General features: G+C 44.7%; 21 protein-coding genes. 1 reads left to right on the top strand and 20 read right to left on the bottom strand.

All coding sequences use genetic code 11. The features are described 5' to 3' along the window. The 10 genes from ACXAGP_RS12190 to ACXAGP_RS12145 all read right to left on the bottom strand — a co-directional run bounded on the left by ACXAGP_RS12190 (position 1) and on the right by ACXAGP_RS12145 (position 11,144). Complete coding sequence (locus tag ACXAGP_RS12190; RefSeq protein WP_475261692.1) at positions 1-792, bottom strand: hypothetical protein; 792 nt, start codon at positions 790-792, stop codon at positions 1-3. Between the two features lie 2 nt (positions 793-794). Further along, on the bottom strand, positions 795-1,499 hold the full coding sequence (locus tag ACXAGP_RS12185; protein WP_475261690.1) for a pilus assembly FimT family protein: 705 nt from the start codon (positions 1,497-1,499) through the stop codon (positions 795-797). After that, positions 1,496-1,912, bottom strand: a complete 417-nt coding sequence (locus tag ACXAGP_RS12180) for a PulJ/GspJ family protein (protein WP_475261689.1) — start codon at positions 1,910-1,912, stop codon at positions 1,496-1,498. Before ACXAGP_RS12180 ends, ACXAGP_RS12185 begins: the two co-directional genes overlap by 4 nt. Continuing rightward, positions 1,913-2,305 carry a type II secretion system protein gene (locus tag ACXAGP_RS12175; RefSeq protein ID WP_475261688.1) on the bottom strand — a complete coding sequence of 131 codons (393 nt, stop codon included), beginning with the start codon at positions 2,303-2,305 and terminating at the stop codon, positions 1,913-1,915. After that, the gene (locus ACXAGP_RS12170) at positions 2,289-3,494 is read right to left on the bottom strand and encodes a type II secretion system F family protein (RefSeq protein WP_475261687.1); all 1,206 of its coding nucleotides are present in this window, start codon (positions 3,492-3,494) and stop codon (positions 2,289-2,291) included. The genes ACXAGP_RS12175 and ACXAGP_RS12170 overlap by 17 nt, the downstream gene beginning before the upstream one ends. Next, positions 3,494-5,143 (bottom strand): GspE/PulE family protein, encoded by a 1,650-nt coding sequence (locus ACXAGP_RS12165; RefSeq protein ID WP_475261685.1) that lies wholly within the window; start codon positions 5,141-5,143, stop codon positions 3,494-3,496. Before ACXAGP_RS12165 ends, ACXAGP_RS12170 begins: the two co-directional genes overlap by 1 nt. Continuing rightward, positions 5,140-5,538, bottom strand: a complete 399-nt coding sequence (gene gspG / locus ACXAGP_RS12160) for a type II secretion system major pseudopilin GspG (protein ID WP_475261683.1) — start codon at positions 5,536-5,538, stop codon at positions 5,140-5,142. Before gspG ends, ACXAGP_RS12165 begins: the two co-directional genes overlap by 4 nt. A 64-nt stretch (positions 5,539-5,602) precedes the next feature. After that, positions 5,603-6,679 (bottom strand): UDP-N-acetylglucosamine--undecaprenyl-phosphate N-acetylglucosaminephosphotransferase, encoded by a 1,077-nt coding sequence (wecA, locus tag ACXAGP_RS12155; protein WP_475261682.1) that lies wholly within the window; start codon positions 6,677-6,679, stop codon positions 5,603-5,605. A 9-nt stretch (positions 6,680-6,688) separates the two neighbouring features. Beyond that, complete coding sequence (locus ACXAGP_RS12150) at positions 6,689-9,439, bottom strand: SLBB domain-containing protein (RefSeq protein WP_475261681.1); 2,751 nt, start codon at positions 9,437-9,439, stop codon at positions 6,689-6,691. A gap of 196 nt (positions 9,440-9,635) precedes the next feature. After that, a complete protein-coding gene (locus ACXAGP_RS12145) occupies positions 9,636-11,144 on the bottom strand; it encodes a peptide MFS transporter (RefSeq protein ID WP_475261679.1) in 1,509 nt (502 codons plus the stop codon). Positions 11,145-11,389: 245 nt separating this feature from the next. Here ACXAGP_RS12145 and ACXAGP_RS12140 point away from each other — a divergent pair, with 245 nt between their 5' ends. Beyond that, a complete protein-coding gene (locus ACXAGP_RS12140; protein WP_475261678.1) occupies positions 11,390-11,668 on the top strand; it encodes a DUF6170 family protein in 279 nt (92 codons plus the stop codon). A 30-nt stretch (positions 11,669-11,698) separates the two neighbouring features. Here the strand turns inward: ACXAGP_RS12140 and ACXAGP_RS12135 are convergent, their stop codons facing one another. The 10 genes from ACXAGP_RS12135 to ccmA are packed head-to-tail and all read right to left on the bottom strand — an operon-like array spanning position 11,699 to position 19,530. Next, on the bottom strand, positions 11,699-12,448 hold the full coding sequence (locus ACXAGP_RS12135) for an MlaA family lipoprotein (RefSeq protein WP_475261677.1): 750 nt from the start codon (positions 12,446-12,448) through the stop codon (positions 11,699-11,701). Next, on the bottom strand, positions 12,445-13,707 hold the full coding sequence (gene ccmI / locus ACXAGP_RS12130) for a c-type cytochrome biogenesis protein CcmI (protein ID WP_475261676.1): 1,263 nt from the start codon (positions 13,705-13,707) through the stop codon (positions 12,445-12,447). Before ccmI ends, ACXAGP_RS12135 begins: the two co-directional genes overlap by 4 nt. Next, the gene (locus ACXAGP_RS12125; RefSeq protein ID WP_475261675.1) at positions 13,704-14,180 is read right to left on the bottom strand and encodes a cytochrome c-type biogenesis protein; all 477 of its coding nucleotides are present in this window, start codon (positions 14,178-14,180) and stop codon (positions 13,704-13,706) included. Before ACXAGP_RS12125 ends, ccmI begins: the two co-directional genes overlap by 4 nt. Then, positions 14,173-14,760: a redoxin family protein gene (locus ACXAGP_RS12120; protein WP_475261674.1), complete on the bottom strand. Its 588-nt coding sequence runs from the start codon at positions 14,758-14,760 to the stop codon at positions 14,173-14,175. The genes ACXAGP_RS12125 and ACXAGP_RS12120 overlap by 8 nt, the downstream gene beginning before the upstream one ends. Beyond that, on the bottom strand, positions 14,753-16,753 hold the full coding sequence (locus ACXAGP_RS12115; protein ID WP_475261672.1) for a heme lyase CcmF/NrfE family subunit: 2,001 nt from the start codon (positions 16,751-16,753) through the stop codon (positions 14,753-14,755). The genes ACXAGP_RS12120 and ACXAGP_RS12115 overlap by 8 nt, the downstream gene beginning before the upstream one ends. After that, positions 16,750-17,232 (bottom strand): cytochrome c maturation protein CcmE, encoded by a 483-nt coding sequence (gene ccmE, locus ACXAGP_RS12110; RefSeq protein WP_475261671.1) that lies wholly within the window; start codon positions 17,230-17,232, stop codon positions 16,750-16,752. The genes ACXAGP_RS12115 and ccmE overlap by 4 nt, the downstream gene beginning before the upstream one ends. Positions 17,233-17,265: 33 nt before the next feature. Further along, entirely contained in the window at positions 17,266-17,493 is a 228-nt protein-coding gene (gene ccmD / locus ACXAGP_RS12105; protein ID WP_475261670.1) for a heme exporter protein CcmD, read from the bottom strand. Between the two features lie 2 nt (positions 17,494-17,495). Continuing rightward, positions 17,496-18,242 (bottom strand): heme ABC transporter permease, encoded by a 747-nt coding sequence (locus tag ACXAGP_RS12100; RefSeq protein ID WP_475261669.1) that lies wholly within the window; start codon positions 18,240-18,242, stop codon positions 17,496-17,498. Further along, positions 18,242-18,907 (bottom strand): heme exporter protein CcmB, encoded by a 666-nt coding sequence (ccmB, locus tag ACXAGP_RS12095; RefSeq protein ID WP_338293805.1) that lies wholly within the window; start codon positions 18,905-18,907, stop codon positions 18,242-18,244. The genes ACXAGP_RS12100 and ccmB overlap by 1 nt, the downstream gene beginning before the upstream one ends. Further along, entirely contained in the window at positions 18,907-19,530 is a 624-nt protein-coding gene (gene ccmA / locus ACXAGP_RS12090; protein WP_475261667.1) for a cytochrome c biogenesis heme-transporting ATPase CcmA, read from the bottom strand. The genes ccmB and ccmA overlap by 1 nt, the downstream gene beginning before the upstream one ends. Positions 19,531-19,666: the final 136 nt, after the last annotated feature.

The raw sequence follows: 19,666 nt of genomic DNA, 5'->3' as shown, positions 1-19,666 counted from the left end.
TTAATGGCCCAGTTCAAGAATGGGTGTAAAACTATCGGGGTCAACAAAAAACTTTCTGCTACGAGTTAGTTTTTTATCCTTACCCACTGCAACCTCGACGCGTGTGGTTTCACTTGGCTCCGATACCAGCAACGTTTCGTCTACATTGAGTGATGCACCACGTAAATACGATGCCGTCAATTTACCGTCTCTTCGGGCGCCGATGAGCCCAGTAGCTTGATTAGCGTAAACTTTTTCGATCAGTTTTTGCGGGGCGTTAACCAGAGAAAAATAAGCGGTAGGTAGATGTGTCAGTACTGACAAATCGACACCATCCCATCCTGGTAAAAATCGAACTTCTGCCACATAAGGCATCAATCCATCCCGCACACCACTGTTATTAAAGCTGACCTGCGCTGTTCCTTGCCATTTTTTTACCGCATCTAACAAATTCTGCTGACCATCCAACCACTGCAGTAAAACATCCTCGGAATAAGGTAGGGAAAGCAAACCGGCCTCATCCTGAAACGCCAACTGCACTTCGCTGTCAAGTTTAACGCTTTCGCCAAAGAAGCCAATCTTGCTTCCTCCTGGCAGTGAGATAAACGGCTCTCGCGCTTCAGTTAATAAAGCAAACTTGCTTTGTTCAATGGTTGAAATCGCGGCGATCAATTTCTCACTTCGCTGTTTCAGCGCGATAGCGGTTTTCACTTGCTCGCGACTTTCTTTGCTCAATTGCACGGTTAATACTATTAACATGAAAGAGATGAGTAAAACCTGAATGAGCGCAACGCCTTTTTGTTTTTTTATCATATTTACAACTCGCTCATATCTGCTAAATAAAACTCAAGTTGCTTTCTGTTAAATTGTGGCACAGGTATTAAAAGTTCCGACTTGGCACCATGGCGAGTGATTGAGAGCTTTACCACTTCCGGCGTTATCAAGGTATCTTTACCACTATAAAAACCAAACCATCTAGCACTTTCTGAGGATTCTTGTTGGTCGCGTTTAACCCAATCATCGTAATTCGCCACCCCAAAATACTCAAATGTCACATCATCTAGCCCTGACAGTAAAAGAGTGCTCTCTCCAAATTTGCCAATATCACTCTCAGTCTGCACCGGTTTTTGCTTGATGGGGGCCTCTCGATAATATATGGAAGAAAGTGATGTCTCCTTATCCAGTTCCACTTTAATTTCCATGAAAGCCGGTACGTCGGGATCCGCCAAAGAACGTTGCGTAACCGCTCTGATGACGGATTTACCGCCTTCAAAATAAAAGTAAGCGCCTTTATCTCCCCCTTTGAGTACATAGGGTTGAGTGTTGCGAATAAAGGCGTGAAGACCATTCACCGCTTTCATCAGCTGCATCTTCTCAGTGAAGCTACCCAACTCATTGTGCCAATATTTAGAATATAACCCGTGAGCGTAAGTACCGATAAACATCACCAACATGAAGATGGCCATAGCCACCAACATTTCAACTAAAGTAAACCCTTGTGATGATGAATGTTTAGTCATGACCAGGTCGTCACATTAAAGCTGAAGGCTTCAGAGCCTTCCATGGTTACAGTCACCAACCAAAGGATTGCTTTTTTGCCTGTCCCACTGGATTGACTTTGACCGGGTTCGGCTCCATTGAGGTCATTGTAAAGCGAGACGATTGGCTTCTGGCTTTGTGATTTTGCAGACCACGCATAATTTACTTCCAGGAAACTCCCTCTGCCTGAAGTTTTCCCCATTTTCATGAAGGTGGCGATATGTTCAGCAATTAAGGGCTTGTAACCATGTGCAAGCGCTGCTTTTTCAGCATTCACTTTAGATTTAACAGCGCCACTAAAAACTATTGAGGCAGTAGATACCACAAGGAACAAGATAAAACTGGCGACCAATACTTCCAATAATGTAAACCCTGACCTACGGAAAGATATCATTTATCCCCCAACAATGCTTACTTGTCTGGTGACAGAGCCGGTAACCAAAGTGACATGAGATGCAGACTGCACTCCTAAGAGATTGATATTGATCACTTGTTGGTAAAAGTGAATATATTCAAACTGAAATTCTTGCTTCATTGCACCACTACGACTGAGGATCAGCTTGTTACCTTGCAAAACAATATCAATATGAGATTCATCAATAAAGGCCATGTCACTGGCTTTTCTGAATATTTGCTGTAGTTCGAGAATTTCTGCTTTGCGCTGGTATTTTTTGACACTATCTAAGGTCATCCCCCCCACTAGCGCAGTGGCGAGCATGGTAATTGACATAACGATAAGCAATTCCACCAACGTGAAACCACGACAATGGTTAAATGTTGATGTCATTGACAGATACAACGCTCAATAACATGGTAATAACCACACTACCTACAATCCCCCCCATCACCAGAATGAGAAGCGGCTCAAGCATACTTGTTACTTTGTCGGTCCAGCTTTCAAACTCAGACTTAGAGCGAGAAGCAATTTCCTGGAAAACCGTAGGTAACTGTCCACTCTCTTCTCCCACTTCCAGTAACGAAACGTAAAAAATAGGGAAAATGGGTGTCTTAGCTAAACTTTCTGCTACACCGTAACCTTTTTTAATCTTTTCATTGGCGATTTCCAGACTCTTTCGGATAACGCTATTACCCACATTTTTTGTGGCCGAACCAATAGCCGTATCTACTTTGACTCCGGCTTCCAACATAAGAAACATTGAGGAATTAAATCGAATACGTTCCACCTGTTTAACCAAATCGGAAATCACCCAAAAAGACAAAGCATAGGTTGACCACAGCGTTTTAAACTTTGCCGACTTTCTTTGTTTAATACAAAAGCCAACAGCTGCGCCAACCACTAAAAATACATACAATTGATATTTGATCATCCAATTGCTGGCGCCGATTAGGATGGCAGTGTAAATAGGCAGTTCATCACCTTCAGTAAATATCGATCCCATTTGCGGCACGATATAATTGAACACAAAAAGCAAACAGGCGATACACACCACTAAAATAACAGTGGGATAGGTCAAAGCTTGAGTAACTTTGGCTTTTAGGGCCTTTTTAAACTTGAGATCGGAGGCAAGCCCTTCAAAAACCTGGGGTAATCGACCCGACTTTTCACCAATGGCAATCAAGTTGATGTACAGAGAATCAAACACTTCCTTTTTGGTTTGAAAAGACTCTGCAATGCCTTTACCGGCTTTTAAATTCGCCAGTATTTCAGCGATCAACTGTCCTGTCGCCCCTTGCCCTTTACTGCGCGCAATAATGCTCAAACCTTTATCAATTTTAACGCCACTGTTTAATAAAATGGCAAGTTCAGAGGTGATAAATTCCAGGTCGTCTAGTGAGACGGTTTTCTTCTGCCACGGAAAATTTATGGCATTGCCAGCGCGCTTTTCCTTGAGCGCAGACACCATTAACTTCTGTTTTGCTAACGCGGCTTTGGCTCCTTCCAAATTCGCAGCGTCCAACTCTGATTCAATGATGTGACCATCACTGTCGTAAGCCTTATAACTGAACGTTGGCATCAGGAGCACACTCTCAGTACTTCATCAACGGTGGTCAGCCCATTCGCAGCTTTTAACAAACCATCTTCCAACAAAGTGCGATTCCCTAATGCCTTGTTGTGAGCACGCGCTTCTGGAATGAAATAACTATCTTTATCCATTGCGCGGATAGCATCATCACAAGGTAGATATTCCATAATGGACATACGACCTTTATAACCATTGTGGTCGCAAGCGTCACACCCCACTGCTTTAACAAACTTCGGCGCGGTAACCGCGAATTTATCCAGCAGGTCATTGATATTCAAGCGCTCCTGAAACTCCGGGTTTTCGTCCACGACTGCGCAATGTTGACAGACTTTTCTCACTAGTCTTTGCGCCATCACCGAAATAATTGCAGCGTTAAGTAAAAACTCCTCTACCCCTAGGTCAACCAAACGCGTATAGGCACTGGGTGCATCATTAGTATGCACTGTTGAGAATACAAGGTGTCCGGTTAATGCTGACTGCATGGCAATGCGCGCCGTTTCCTGATCTCGAATTTCACCCAACATGATAATATCCGGATCCTGACGAACAATACTTCTCAAACCAGCAGAAAAATCAAAGCCGATTTCGGCGTTCACCTGAACCTGATTTATACCCTCAAGTTGGTACTCCACAGGATCCTCCAGGGTGATGATTTTCACCTGGTCGCTATTTAACTCATTGAGAAAGGTATATAAACTGGTGGTTTTACCGCTTCCCGTCGGACCGGTTAACAAAATAACGCCCGCGGTGGATTTTAAGTCCTGCGTGATTTTAGCTCTCGTGTCTGGTGCAATACCCAATACATCCATATCGTAGGTAACAGAATCTTTGCGCAAGAAACGCAGTACCACGCTCTCGCCCTTGTTCAGCGGCAAGGCAGATACACGGATATCTAACTCCACATTGGCAATTTTGGTTTCGATTTTGCCATCTTGCGGACGACGCTTTTCGGCGATGTCCATGTTGGACAGGATCTTAATACGCGATACCACAGGTAAGCTTAAGGCCGCGGGTAATACTCCATCGTCTTTTAATACACCATCAACTCGATAACGAATGCGATACTTACCGGCAACGGGCTCCAGGTGTAAGTCCGAAGCCTTAATCTTAAGTCCTTTGGCAATTAAACTATTCAACAGGTTTACTGTGGGAGCCTCTGAGGCCAGTTCTCTTAGCCTGTCCTCTTCCAACTCGTTTAGAGTTTGCGTTTCACTTGGAGCACTAACTTCTAGCTTTTCAGCTATTGCCGCTTCCACAAACTCTTTAGCAGCGATTGTGCATTGTGGCTCAATCCCTTCGTTAAGAAAGTACTGATTAATCTCCCAATCAAGTGGGTCACTGCACAGGAAACAAGATTCGTTGTTTAGGGGGATCCAGCCCTGTTTGGAAAGGTAAGCAAGATCGAGTTTCTCACTCCAGGCTGGAATTTGATAATCTTCCGGAAATGCTAATTCAGGCTGCCATAGTGGCAGCTGCAACAGTTTTGCAAACAACTGCGGTAAAACATCTTCCGACAAACTGCCCATGTTAACCAGGAGCTTTTCCAGTCTACCGCCAAACTTTTGCTGATAATTTTTGGCTTTTTCAAGATCTATCTCGGAGACTTGAAAATCTTCAAGTAATAACTTTTCCAGATTCATCCGCTTACAACGATATCCTGATTCTCACCGTCACCGCCTTCGCGGCCATCTTTACCCAAAGATTTGATGGCATAAGGGCTACCACTTTCCCCGGGTACCTGCAGTTGATATTGATTGCCCCAAGGATCTAATGGGATTTCTTTGCGAATATATGGGCCATCCCAACCGGGTTTACTGCTACTGCGCAGCTCTTCCAAATTCGACGGATAATCACCCACGTCCAGATAATAAGTATCCAGTGAGGTTTCAAACATCTGCATCTGGGCTTTGGCAGTGCTTTGTTTGGAACTACCAATCTTAGAAAACATCTCTGGCGCCACAAGTGAACCCAACAAGCCAATGATCACGATCACGATCAGTAGCTCTACTAAAGTAAAACCGGAATTAACTTTCATAAACTTCCTCATAAGACTGTGACACATCTTAAAGTGCAACGATTAACAAAAACTGAATAACAGACTAATTGGATATGAGCTTGGGGGCAATGTATTTGCGAATAAACTTGCTCACTTTCCAGGCGTGTTTGAGGGCATAAAAATACAAAACAAACACCAGCATGAACATCACGAACATAAAGCTCTCTGGCCATCGATAATATTCTCCGCATAAACCAAATGCAGCGAATACCAAAGAAACGAAAGTAATTAACGCCAAAGCGGATTTCGCAGATAACCCCAATCGCATCACGATATGATGCAAATGTTCTTTGTCGGGTTGAAAAGGAGAACGTTTTTTGATGATACGCCTTATAGTAATGGCACACATATCAAGGAAAGGTACAGCAATAAGCCACAATGCGGTTACCGGCCTGAATGAGGTTGTCTCGCCCTGGCTACCAATTACCAACAACCAGACAATGCTAAGTCCGACGAACATACTGCCGGCATCGCCCATAAAGATTTTCTTAGCTTTTCCCCCGACAAGACCCAAATTAAAAAACAGAAAGGGGACAATCGAAGCGGATAATATAAGCGGTAAAATAAATAACGGCTCACCCCCGAACAACATCAGTACGGCGATGCCTGTAAATGCCACCAAACTCAACATACCCGCTAACCCATCAATACCATCAGTCATATTGAACGCATTGATTGCCGCGATGGTTGCCAGAATAGTCAAGGGATAACCAAACCAGCCAAGATGAGTACTGAATCCAAATAAGATATCGCCAAATTCGATTAGATGCAGCCCCGCACCGTACACCATCAAAGAGGCAATCAGAATTTGAGCGATGATTCTCACGCCCACAGATAAATCCTTGTAATCATCAAGTGCCCCGAGCAGCACAATTAATCCCGAAGAGATTAAATAAATATTGACGATTTGCCCCTGTGGCAATAATACCGAGCTTGAAGTTAGCACGCCTAAATATACAGCTATCCCCCCCACCAGAGGAACCTCACCTGAATGAATTTTGCGATGATTAGGGATATCAACTAAGCCCACCTTTAAAGCGAAAGGTTTCACTAATTTAATCGCGGCATAACACGCAACAGAAGCCAATAGTAAAGTGAATATTGTAGTTACTGAAATCACTCCAAACTCCTATAAACTGCCAACCGCGGCTATAGTTACAGCAAACTGATACATAATTTGCGATGCACTGGTCCACAGGGTTAAGTTATCAACGTAACTACTATCAAAGGGCGCAACAATCGTGTCTCCCGGTTGTATGGTGAAATCACTGTTGCCGTTGCTTTGATACCAAAAACCACCTCTTTGTGGCACGACTACCGAGCCGTTAGCTTTGATAATATAGGTACGTTCTTCATCCGCTAAACCTTTATAGCCCCCACTCAGGCTGACATATTCCTCATAGGACAAACCTTGCTTGTAGAGGTGACTGGTGGGGACGTATACCTCTCCGATAACATTAACGGTATTATTTCTACCTGGCACCACAAGCACATCTCTATCTTCCAGAGTCAAATCGTTTTCCTGGCGAGCAATGAGACCGGGAAGATCGATTACCAAGCGTCCCAACGCTCTGACATTAGTCAGATCTTTTAGCAGCTTTTGAATCTCTGAATAACTTACAAGAGAGCCTGCCCCACTGTCTTTCCTGAGACCTTCAGAGGCAATTTCCTTACGTAGATCCTGAGTGAGTTTTCTCAGGTTATCGGCCTCTTGCTTACGCAAAGACTTCCTCAAGAAAACCGATGCGTTGGCATCGGCATATTCGGTCAAACCACCCGCTCTCGCCAATACACTGGACAGCGTCTCTCCGCGACTGATGGTATACGTGCCAGGGAAAGTCACTTCGCCTTTTAACTCCACCGTGAGTTGTTCTTGCCACTCCGGGTTGCGAAATACATTGATGCGATCACGGCTCTCGAGCTCAATTGTATTAACTCCCGCCATCACTTCTTGTGGGCTAAATTGAATGTTCTGAACATTTAAATCACCCGTACCGTTCTGCGAATAACGAGTGATTTCGGAGCTTTGGGCAAACGCTGACTCAGACAAGCCACCAGCTGCTAAAAAAACGTCTCGTAAACTGCCGTTGTCAGGCAATGGATATAAACCAGGATATTGCACGGAACCGGAAACTTCAACAATGCGCAGAGGACGTTCAAAAGAGGCGTGCACTCTCAGCTTTTCGATGATGGGAGCTAACAAACGAGTGCGGGAAAATGCAGTGCTATCATAGAACTTCCCGAGATTCTCTACTTCCAATTGAGTGAGCTTTATTAACGGCTCGTTGTTCAAAGCTTGTTGTTCACTATCTAACAGTTCATCTTCATCCAACTCAGCAGATTGGTAATCAAAACCAATTTGCTGCCAGAAAAGTCTCTCCTCTATACGATCTTTCCACGCTTGTTTTTCTTTTTCTTTTAATCCCGACTTAGTGAGCGCCAAGGACTGGATATCGTCGCCCCCCAATCCGGTAGACTCAACCTGAGAGAAAAATACGATGATATCTTCTTTATCTAATGCAAAATCGTGTGTTGCATCACCCGCCAATAGCCTGGAGGGACGGAACTGATTAATTTGCAGATTTTCGCCGGTCTGATAGTCCTTAAGCACTAAGGCGTAATCCAGATCAACCTCTGCCAACAGGTCTTTTTTACGACTGGTGATCAAATTACTCAGCCTTAATCCTTCGTACCATTGCACAGGACCTGGTCTCGCCACGGCCCCCACCAAAGTGACGGCACTATCAAGACTGTCAGACACCCCAGACACATCAATAACATCACCACTTTCTACAGGACTATTCATATCTGAGGCTTTGACTGTGAGCTGAGTTATGGCACCACTTGAAAAACGTTGTACATTTATCGCCCCCTTGTAAGCATCAGATGCGAATCCCCCCGCAAGATTGATCGCATCTTCAAAAGAGGTATTGTTTTTTAGCTCGTAGATGGCAGGACGTCTGACATTGCCCTTAATAGTAACCGAAGATTCTATGGTGGGAATAAAAACTACATCGCCTGGTTGAAGCAAAGCGTCATCTTTAGTGTTGCCGTTTGTCAGCAAATCATAGATATCAAGGTTAGAGATAGTTTGTCCTGCGCGTTTCAATTGAATATTGCGCAAAGAAGCGATATCCGAAACTCCACCACTTAAAAACAAGGCTTGCGTCATGGTGGTTAACGAGCTGACTGTGTAGGCGCCAGGCTTATATGCTTCACCCAAGACGAAAATACGCATACTGCGCAGTTGCCCCATACTAACGTGCGACTCTACTCCCAGTAAGAACTTAGAGATTTCTGAGGAGATATAATTTTTAGCTTCGCTGAACGTCAAACCCGCCACTTTTAATGGTTTCATGGAAGGAATAACTACGAGCCCTTCCCTGTCTACCTGAAGGGTGTAATTTTTGTTTTCCTTACCATAAATCTGGATATCGAGCGTATCACCTACCCCTAATAAATAGTTAGCTGGTACAGGGGTATCAGTAGCCGGAGCGAAAGTTGATGGGCTTCCTGCAAAAAGATCATAGCCGTAAGGTTTTAGCTCCTGCTCTTCAATTTCCAGGAATTTGGCTATGGGGTCGGTGTAACTTACCGGATTGCCGAATTCATCAAACTCAGTGCCTCGCGGAAAAACTGTCGATTCGTTAGTATCGATATTATTTTGAGTTTGATTAGCCGTGCCTCCAAGGTATCCTTGGATCATCGAATAATCCATCCCTAGCTGCTGCGCTAGCGCCCGCTGTTGGGCTGCAGGTAAACGTTTAAACTGCTCTAATTGTTGCGCTGTTGGGGCTTGAGACAGTTGAGCATTGACAGCAAACGCAGTTGCCCAAACGAGCAACATTAAAAATATCGATAATACTCTTTTTTCCAGCATGTGAGTTCGAATCCAGTCCTGTTCTTAATTATCGGTGTATACCACTTATTAACCGTGCATTTTGACGTAAATATGACATCGCCTGAAGCAACGCGCATTCTACCCCAATTTCTGTTGAAAAATCTCTACAATTTGTTTTCAAACAAACAAAAAAGGCTTCCTGTGGAAGCCTTTTTCAATAACCACTGAGATTGGGTTATTTTTCTGCCAACTTTTCCCACTTATTAGTCTTAAACGTAAGAAGCAGGATGACTATTCCAATTGCAATGCTAAAAAAACTAATTTGAAGATACAGATTAGGCATTTCGGCGACATTCTCAGGGTCAAAGTTGCCTGCCAACAGACCTGCAACCACGTTACCGATTGAATAGGTTAAGACAAAAACGCCCATCATCTGACCGGCAAAACGCTTAGGCGACAATTTACTCACAGCACTCAAAGCCACCGGGCTAAGGCACAGTTCACCCACTGTGTGCAAGAAATAAGTGGCGACCAACCAATAAGGCGCGACTTTTAAACCCGATGCTGCCAACTGAGCAGCAAAAAACATGGCGATAAAACCCGTTGCCATAATAATTAAACCTAAAGCGCATTTTACACCATATGAAGGGGTGATCATTCGTTTTGCAAGATTAATCCAAAGTGCTGCAATAAACGGCGATAGGGTAATGATGAATATGGAATTGAGTGATTGGAACCAACCAGTTGGGATCTCAAAAGTCCCCAGCATTCTGTCGGTATAATCACGGGCAAAAAGGTTTAATGAAGAGCCAGCCTGTTCAAAACCCGCCCAAAAACAGATAGACGCAATACAAACTAAAAACAAAGCACCTAAGCTGCGCTTTTCATTACAGTTGAGATTACCGGTGAAAAAGATGAAGCCAAAATAAGCCAGGAAAACAATGGTAATTATCGTAACAACGTATTGCGCTACTGCGACAGGGTCGATGGTCATGGCGCCTGTCATCAAAGCCAGAATGGTTAACACTAAGAGGCTGAGAAAAATACCGATTGAAGTAAACGCTGTCTTGCGTCCTTTCTCGGAAAGTGGTTCTAATGGCTTCGCTCCGGCACCATTCAAGCGATTTGCAGTCTTTTTGAATTGAATAATACCAATCCCCATACCAACAGCGGCTGCCCCGAAGGCATAATGATAACCGTACTCAACTTGCAACCAACCACACAAAAAATAACCAAATATGGAACCTAAATTGATCCCCATGTAATACAATGTGTAACCTGAATCCCGACGTTTGTCCTCGGCGCTGTAGAGCATTCCTACCAATGCACCGATGTTAGGTTTCAGTAATCCGGTTCCTAAAACCACCAATACTAAGCCAAGGAAAAAGGTTTTGTCACTTGGAATGGCAAGTACAATGTGACCCGCCATGATCACCCAAGCGCCCAGCAAAACGGCTTTTTGTCCACCCATTAAGCGATCGGCTAACCAACCACCCGGTAAGCCCATAAAATATACGGCACCAGTATAAAGTCCATAGATTGCTGTTGCGGTTGCGACGGTTATGCCCAAACCGCCTTCTTGAAGCGCTGCGGTCATGTAGAGTACCAATAACATGCGCATGCCGTAATAACTCATGCGTTCCCACATTTCGGTAAAAAACAGGGTCTGAAGACCTGCGGGATGGCCAAAGAACTCTTTCGCCTTGTGCTGGGGAGATGAAGCGTCGAGGATAGGTTCACTCATTCTTTATTTCTGCCTGTAAGATTTAATTATTGTTGTAGATTTTTATTCCTCAGTCGCAGAAGTTACGTACTGGCGTCTGGGGCTGCAACCCGGCTTTATACAAGATGCTAAGCCTTAACTCAAGACTGTATTACTAAATGATATATAAATGTAAAGATACCAAATTATCGTCCGAATGGAATTGAAACAGGTATTTCCAGCGTTTTTTTGCTATCCTGCTGCGGAATTATTAGCTGGTAAATGCAATGAAGTTTTATTTCACCCACCGCTCAATTCCCGAACTCGCCAATTTATCTTTGGAGGAACGAATAAACGCTTTACAAAAGGCGAATCAAAAATTGACTCCGCCAGAGCGTTTGTTATTGAACTTGCTTAAGTTATTGGTATTAGTGCCGGTTTTTGCACTGCTATTGCGCAGTGGTGAAGATTGGACGGTGCTAGGTTGGGCAGCTTTGGTTATCCTTGTTTACCCCTTAATTGTTCGTCCCATCCAATTCAATATGAGCCGCAAGTATCTGAGATAAAGACTGCGGCTCATTGCTGTGTACAATTATTTAAAATTCTTCCAGTAAGGCATCGAGCTCGGCATCTTCTTCCGTCATTTCGGGTTCTTCCACTTTGCCATCAGTCACTTTATGGGCCAGGTCCTGGAAATAGATATCTTTAACCAAAGTATAACTGTCTAGAGAATCGTAAATCAGCTGCTCCTGTGCCATCAATGATGCTCTTCCTTCTAACGCTTTTATTGCTCTGGAAAATACTGAAAAGTAGATATTTAGATCGGCAAGAGGCCAATAAGACGAATCCACTACATCACCAGCAAGTGAACGCACATCACTGGGCCCTAAGCCAGGTAACATTAAATATGCTCCGGTGCCAGCCCCGGCCTTACCCATAGTCTGGCCAAAATCTTCTCGTTTGCGCTCCAGCCCCATATCACTGGCAAAATCAAACACGCCAAAAATACCAAACGTAGAGTTAATCGCGAAACGTCCGAGACTCACAAGTGAATCGTTCACTTTACCCTGCAACAAATTATTCAACAGGTTAGCGGGCTCATCCAGATTTCTGGCAGCATTATACAGGCCATCCCTCATGACTTCGGGCGTATAATCAACATAGGCAACAGTAACCGGTTTCAGTACGTGTTTGTCCAGCACCTCCCAGTTAAACTCCCATACACTGCGGTTTACTGATTCCAGCGGGTCATTGTGTTGCTGAACCTGCTCATCAACCTGCCGATTTGAGGCACAAGCGGATAGAAGCAGGCTAAAAAGCAGCGCAGTGATTAGTTTGATATTCACATCAATTCCTCATCAATTTGTAAGCTATAGTCTTTACTTTGTCCATGCTGAATTGGAACAAGTATTTCTCCCTGGAATTCGCCAGATGCAGAGGCAACATTCTCATCTTTTGACAAACGCGCAATTAAACGTCCGTTGACAATCTTAGACAAGTTAAAATCTTGTAGCATGGCATTTTGATTACTCAGTACCACAGATATAGCGTCGTGCTGAGTTTTTTGGGTGAGCGGGATTTTTTTAACTGCTACCGGCATTCTGTTGTCACTGTCAGCGTCTTGTACAAATACAAACAAAAAGCCCATGGCCCCCAAATCCACTTGCAGCTCTGGCGCTATAGACACTGAAACTCTTAATTCAGTTCCATCATCAGCATCGCTATCCTCTACAGCACTGCCGCCTTGCAAAGCGGCAAGCTGTTGATTAATAGTGCTTAGCATAGGATCACCCGGCGCTATTCTCGATTGTAGCCTTTGCCAGGTTGTAATCGCCTTTTCCGGTTCATTATTGCGAGTGTATGCCACAGCGAGAAGACCTGTGACGTTATTGTCCTGCGGCGTAATTTGTTCAAGCTGCTCTAATACCCGTTGCGCTTTGACAATATTACCAGAATCGCTTGTCAACAACAGAGCTTGTGCATAACTGAACAGGGTTCCCGGGCGTTCCGGCTCAATTTCCAGTGACTTATCAAAAGCAGCTATGGCACCCTGTATATCGGTTAAAGTAGTCAGTACTCGTCCCAATAACAACCAACCAACAGCGTCTTCTTTTTGAGAATGTAACTTAGTTCGCAGAGCCAAAGCAAACTCAGCTAATTCCTCGCGAGACACCTGATTACTGGCCTGCACCACTATTTTTTGCCCCAACTCTGGCAGCGCTTTCTGCACCCGCTGCCAGCGCTTGAGCTCTTCCACTTGATTAATATCTAAGTAAACCCAGGTAGCAGCGAGAATGGGGAAAATGGCAACTGCGAACAATAACCATTTGCGAGTTTTTCTTGTGGCTGGCGCGGTAGCGTCGACTTCACTATCAATCTCATCGGCAAGACTAAGCTTTGTCTCAATGACGGCCTCATCAAAGTCTGAGTCCGACAATAGTGATTCTCGCTTTTCGATTTCAAGCTCAGACAACCTTTGTTTAACGACCTCGGGGTTGCTTATTCCGGTTTCACTTTGGGCTCTTTTTGCAAACCAGAAGGGCATAAAAACAAATGCCAAAAACACTGCGAACAGCGCTATCGCAGAAACAATAAAAACGGTCATGAAACATCCTTAAGCGCAGTTTCAGCTTGCTTGAGTTTTTTCAACCTTTGCGCTTCCACATCCTGCACTTCACTTTTAGTATCCGCTTGCCCGGCTGAGCGACGACTCATCACGAAATAAGCAAAACAAAGTACGACAAATAAAGTCGGGCCAAAGTACAGCCAGAAAGTCAGCGGGGTCATAGGAGGTTGGTAGTGCACAAACTCCCCATAACGAGATTTCATAAAGGCGACGACCTCTTCTGGAGAGTTACCTTTCAATAACAATTGATGTACCTTGCGCTTCATATCATTGGCAATCAATGCGTTAGAGTCGGCAATATTTTGGTTTTGACATTTTGGACATCTGAGCTCTTTGCTGAGCAACATAAAGTCAGCGCGTTGCTGCTCCGTTTCGAATTCGTATTTTTCTTCTGCGCTTACAAAGCAAGAAAAAACAAGAAAAAACAAAGTAAAAAAGCTAATCCTAACCATTGCTGTCACCCTGTAAGGCATGCTGGTAGACCGCTTTGAACTTACTTTCCCAAACACGTTCATTTAAATCACCTACATGATGTAATAGCACTTTACCATCGCGCCCCACCAGAAACGTTTCAGGCGCACCTGTGACGCCCAAGTCCATGGAATAATCGCGAGTTTCATCAAAGATATTAAATACATAAGGATTGCCAAGACGAGCTAGCATCGTGGTTATTTCACGCCTGATTTGTGGTAAAGCTTTGCCGCCAAAATCAGGATCAAGATCTTGCTCAATGTAAAGACCAACAACTCTGACCCCTTGTTCTTTTAGCGAAGTTAAATAAGGCAGTTCGACGGCACAGGTGACACACCAAGTACCCCAGACATTCAACAGTGTGACTTCACCTTTAAAATCCTGCACGGAGTAAAGTGTATTTTCGTCCATAACATCCGGTAAGTTGAATGTCGGCAGGCTTTTATCAACCTGACTGGAAACCTGGTATCTGGGCTCCGAAAACAATCCCTTCAATAGGAATACCGTTAGGACTAAAAACAACAGCAACGGCAAAAACAGTAACAGGTACTTTTTAGCCATGCTGCCCCTCCTGCGCAACATTCATTGCTGCAGCCTTGTTTTTAGCAATTCCTTTAACCTGTTTAACCTTTGCCAATCGATAACGCTTATCCATAATAGACAGCAATGCCCCGAATGCCATGATCCCCGCACCCAGCCAAATCCACACCACAAAGGGTTTAACGTAAACCCGCAGCCCCCAAGCGCCGTCAGGGAATTGTTCTCCTAGTGCCACAAATAAGTCTCGCATCAAACTGGTATCGATACCCGCTTCGGTCATGACATTGCGTTGAACTGGATAGAATCGTTTCTCTGCAATCAACTGACTGATAAAATTACCCTCGTCATAGATAGAGACCACGCCACCATCGGCGGTATAATTAGGTCCTTCGACATGAATGACCTCATCAAAGCGGAATTCATAACCGCGCAAGGTAATACTCTGCCCGGGCATTAACCTTACTTCACGCTCCTCACTAAAATTACTGGTAATCGTGATCCCCATTAAACACACGGCAAATCCCACATGGCCTAACACCATGCCCCAGTGACTGCGACTTAATTTTTTCAACGATTTGATATTCAACTGATTTCCGGTGCGCAATAAAACCTCTTGCACTGTGGTGATCAAAATCACAAAAGACAAGAACACGCCCAAAATTGCTAACATTGGAAACGCTTTGAAGCCCGTTAACAATACTGCTGTCATCAAGGCTCCGAGTCCCACCGCCCAAATTATTTGCACACTCAATTCGGATAGTGGTTGACGTTTCCAGCGACTCATCGGGCCAAGTGCCAGAAGCACCACAAAAGGCACAATTAACCAGGTAAACATTTGATTGAAAAAAGGTTCGCCCACCGAGATGGAGCCCATGCCTAATTCTTTGTGTATTAAAGGTAATAAAGTGCCTAACAGAACAACAATAGTGGCAGCCGTTAAAAACACATTGTTACCGATAAGCATCATTTCACGGGATAATAGTTCGTACCTGGCGTTACTTTTCAGCTTAGCACTGCGCACCGCATACAAGGTTAATGACGCGCCGATAACCAACACGAGCAGGCCTAAAATGAACAGGCCTCGTTCTGGATCACTGGCAAAAGCATGCACGGAAACAATAATTCCTGAGCGCACCAGAAACGTACCAAGCCAACTTAATGAAAACGCAGAAATAGCCAGCATTACGGTCCAGGATTTAAAGACCTTACGCTTTTCCGTAACGGCAAGGGAATGGATCAGTGCAGTTCCTGCAAGCCAGGGCATGAACGACGCATTTTCCACTGGGTCCCAAAACCACCAGCCGCCCCAACCCAGTTCATAATAGGCCCACCAGCTTCCCAGTGCTATGCCCAGTGTCAAAAACGCCCATGCCGACAACGCCCAAGGTCTGGCCCAGCGAGCCCAGGTGGAATCTAGCTTTCCGGCCAATAGAGCCGCAATAGCAAAAGCAAACGCTACAGAAAAGCCCACATAGCCCATGTAAAGCATTGGCGGATGAATAATCATGCCAAAGTCTTGCAATAACGGGTTTAAATCCCGGCCATCAATGGGAAAATAAGGCAAAAGGGTCTCAAATGGGTTTGAGGACAGGATCATGAAAAGGTAAAAACCCGTGGATATAATACCCAGTACACCCAGCACTCTGGCCACCATAATCAAGGGCACAGCACGGCTAAACATAGCCACAGCACAGGTCCACCCTGACAGCATTAACGACCACAACAATAGCGAGCCTTCATGCCCTCCCCATACCGCAGTGTACTTGTAATAAATGGGCAGCATGCTATTGGAGTGGTTCGCGACATACTTAACGGTGAAGTCATCTGTGACAAACGCATGAGTCAGCGCCGCGTAAGCAAACACGGTAAACAAAAACATGGCAAACGCCAATGGTTTAGCCATCAACAGTAATTTTTGCTCTCCCCGCACACTCCCCCAAAGCGGGTAAATCGCCAGCAGCATTGATGCCAATAGCGCCAGAACCAATGCTATCTGGCCTAATTCAACTATCATTCGCTATCATCCCCAGCTGAATATATCTGTTTCGGCTTTTCGTGCTTAATGCCTTTCATAGCTTCAGCAAGCTCGGGAGGCATATATTCTTCATCGTGTTTGGCCAACACTTCATCTGCCATGACGGTGGTTGAATCGATCAGCTTTCCAGTTGCCACAATGCCCTGTCCTTCCCGAAATAAGTCCGGTAATAAACCTTTGTAAACAATACTCACTACGGGACCGGTATCCACCAAATCAAACCTGACGGCTAACTCTTTTTCATCGTGCTCAACAGAGCCTTCTACCACCATCCCACCGATACGCAAACGTTGTCCACTCACAGGTTTAGTGCCGTTTTTACCGTTGACGATTTCACTTGGGGTATAAAACAAATCAATATTTTGATTAAGTGAATACAGCATCAAACTCACTGCGAGTCCGATAAGTAAAACCGTACCACTTACGGCTAATAAACGACCTCTTCGTCTGGGGTTCATGATGTCCTGTTTACTCCCACTACTTAATGGTTATTAATCTGTTGCCAAATCTGATGTTTTGGCTTGTTTATTTTTACGGGCCGCTTTTACGCGAGCAACCCGTTTCAATTCTTTATCCGCCACTTGAAACAAGTGCTTTTGCTGCCAGTGACTTGCCCAAAGCAAACCAAACAAAGCGAGGAAAGAGACGCCAAAAGCTAGCCACACATAAAAGCCATAGCCGCCCATTGCGAAAAACTCTGCAAAACTTGAAAATTGCATGTTTATGCCTCCCCAGCTTTTTTGACCATCTTGATAACCCAAGGACGTCGGATTTCCCGCAGGAAGATTTCATTCTTCAAGCGAATACAAACAATACCGGCACAAAATACAGCGAGTGCTAATATGTTTAACAACAATGGCCAGAGCATTTCAGTGGCCATTGAAGGCTTAGCGAACTTGGTAATAGTCGCCCCTTGATGAAGGGTGTTCCACCACTCTACTGAAAAGTGAATAATTGGCAAATTTATAACCCCGACCAATGACATCACAGCCGCAGCTTTCCCCCCTTGTAACTTATCCTGAAAGCTCGCATACAAGGCAATTACACCAAAGTACAAAAACAGTAAAATAAGCTCTGAGGTCAATCTGGCATCCCAAACCCACCAAGTGCCCCACATGGGTTTACCCCACGTTGCACCTGTCCACAAAGCGATAAAAGTTAAACAAGCTCCCACCGGCGCAATACTGATAATCGCCATATAACAAGTCCGGATTTGCCATACCAGGCCAATGAATGCGCAAATCGCCATGCCGGAATAAAACCCCATTGACAAGATGGCCGAAGGCACATGCAAATAGATGATCCTGAAAGCATCCCCCTGTTGATAGTCAGCCGGGGCGAACGCCAAGCCCCAAATCGTTCCTACCAAAAGACCGAACAATCCAAGGCCAAGCAACCAGGGAACCAATTTAGCGGCAAGACGGTATGTTTCTTCCGTTTTTGCGTAAGGATGTAACCATTTCCACATTAATGATGACTCACTCTAATAGCGTAACTGATCGCATAAGGGCACACGGCCACAGCGAATATTAACATCGCGCCGATGATGCCCAATTGCCCATACCAGGTCAATTGTAAGGCGGCGTTGTTAATGGCCGCAGTGGCAAAAATCAGCAATGGAATAAAAACAGGGAGTAACAGCACTGCCAAGAGCACTCCTCCCTTATTAACTGAGAGAGTCAATGCCACGGCGATAGCCCCCACCAGACTCAATAACGGGGTTCCAAGCAGCAAAGTTGCCAAAAGTGCCCAGTACATGTTCAGAGTTAAATTCAGAAACAAAGCTAAAAGCGGTGAAATAACAATGAGCGGCACAATAACAAACAGCCAATGGCACAATACTTTCACCGTAATCATCAGCGTTAAACTGGCAGGTGAAAGCAGATATTGTTCAAGGCTACCATCCTGAAAATCGTCCCGAAAGAGGTGTTCAAGCCCCAGTAAAGCGCTCAACAATGCAGCCACCCAAATTACTCCCGGGCCAATCAGTTGCAAAGTATCTGGCCCCGGTCCAACTCCCAGTGGGAACAAGCTGACTACGATGACGCTAAACAATAGCGGCATCATCATTTCAGCGCTACCTCTGGCGATAAGGGTAAACTCTTTTTTAAAAATTGCTTTTATCGCCAACACTAAATATTGTACTCCAACCTGAGCTCTCGAGCGTCAAACACTTCTGGCAATTGCCAATGAGAAGTAAGAATAAGCAGTCCACCGGAGTCCACGTGTTGTTGTAACTTGTTCTCCAGTAACGCTCTGGAATCTACGTCCAGTGCATTAAAAGGTTCATCCAGAATTAACAACTTTGCTTGCTTCAACCAAATTCTGCACAAACTAACACGTCGCTGCTGTCCGGCGGACAAATTGGCCACTGGCACATCTTCCAATCCTGTCAATCCCAAATGCGCCAACAATGTATAATAATCAGTGTCTGATGGGAGTTGATGCAAACCACTCCAGAATTGCAAATTTTCTCTCGCTGTGAGATGACCATTTAGCGCCAGCTTGTGACCCAGATACAACACATTGAGGTTAAACAATTCTGGCTGTTCTGAAATATCTAACTGATTCCAACGCACACGGCCTTGCTGAGGCTGAGACAAGCCAGCCAAAATACGCAACAAACTGGTTTTCCCGGCTCCGTTATCCCCGACAATGTGTAATGCCTCTCCAGTGCACACTTGCAATGACAAACCTTCAAAAAGCTCCCGATCCTGTTTAATGCAAGACAGTTCCGAAGCTGACAAACAATCCACGCTATATCGCTCCTGATAATTCGCGTCAGAATATATCACATAAACACAGTCTGTTTTTACGCTACATCAATAATTTATGCGAGCCAGTAGCGACTTTTTCAAATCAGTCCTGGTATTTTCAATTATTTACTAAACA

This window comes from Planctobacterium sp. AWM4_229 (genome assembly GCF_056160305.1).
The sequence above is the reverse complement of the archived record's forward strand: the minus strand, read 5'-3'. Positions and strand labels throughout refer to the sequence as shown.

Excerpts from the sequence above, each read along its gene's own strand:
- ACXAGP_RS12190 (WP_475261692.1), bottom strand. The coding sequence starts at position 792 with ATGATAAAAAAACAAAAAGGCGTTGCGCTCATTCAGGTTTTACTCATC.
- ACXAGP_RS12120 (WP_475261674.1), bottom strand. The coding sequence starts at position 14,760 with ATGGCTAAAAAGTACCTGTTACTGTTTTTGCCGTTGCTGTTGTTTTTA.
- ACXAGP_RS12175 (WP_475261688.1), bottom strand. The coding sequence starts at position 2,305 with ATGACATCAACATTTAACCATTGTCGTGGTTTCACGTTGGTGGAATTG.
- ACXAGP_RS12115 (WP_475261672.1), bottom strand. The coding sequence starts at position 16,753 with ATGATAGTTGAATTAGGCCAGATAGCATTGGTTCTGGCGCTATTGGCA.
- ACXAGP_RS12100 (WP_475261669.1), bottom strand. The coding sequence starts at position 18,242 with ATGTGGAAATGGTTACATCCTTACGCAAAAACGGAAGAAACATACCGT.
- ccmD (WP_475261670.1), bottom strand. The coding sequence starts at position 17,493 with ATGCAATTTTCAAGTTTTGCAGAGTTTTTCGCAATGGGCGGCTATGGC.
- ccmI (WP_475261676.1), bottom strand. The coding sequence starts at position 13,707 with ATGACCGTTTTTATTGTTTCTGCGATAGCGCTGTTCGCAGTGTTTTTG.
- ACXAGP_RS12150 (WP_475261681.1), bottom strand. The coding sequence starts at position 9,439 with ATGCTGGAAAAAAGAGTATTATCGATATTTTTAATGTTGCTCGTTTGG.
- ACXAGP_RS12170 (WP_475261687.1), bottom strand. The coding sequence starts at position 3,494 with ATGCCAACGTTCAGTTATAAGGCTTACGACAGTGATGGTCACATCATT.
- ACXAGP_RS12145 (WP_475261679.1), bottom strand. The coding sequence starts at position 11,144 with ATGAGTGAACCTATCCTCGACGCTTCATCTCCCCAGCACAAGGCGAAA.
- ACXAGP_RS12185 (WP_475261690.1), bottom strand. The coding sequence starts at position 1,499 with ATGACTAAACATTCATCATCACAAGGGTTTACTTTAGTTGAAATGTTG.
- gspG (WP_475261683.1), bottom strand. The coding sequence starts at position 5,538 with ATGAAAGTTAATTCCGGTTTTACTTTAGTAGAGCTACTGATCGTGATC.
- ACXAGP_RS12140 (WP_475261678.1), top strand. The coding sequence starts at position 11,390 with ATGAAGTTTTATTTCACCCACCGCTCAATTCCCGAACTCGCCAATTTA.
- ACXAGP_RS12125 (WP_475261675.1), bottom strand. The coding sequence starts at position 14,180 with ATGGTTAGGATTAGCTTTTTTACTTTGTTTTTTCTTGTTTTTTCTTGC.
- ccmE (WP_475261671.1), bottom strand. The coding sequence starts at position 17,232 with ATGAACCCCAGACGAAGAGGTCGTTTATTAGCCGTAAGTGGTACGGTT.
- ACXAGP_RS12165 (WP_475261685.1), bottom strand. The coding sequence starts at position 5,143 with ATGAATCTGGAAAAGTTATTACTTGAAGATTTTCAAGTCTCCGAGATA.
- ACXAGP_RS12180 (WP_475261689.1), bottom strand. The coding sequence starts at position 1,912 with ATGATATCTTTCCGTAGGTCAGGGTTTACATTATTGGAAGTATTGGTC.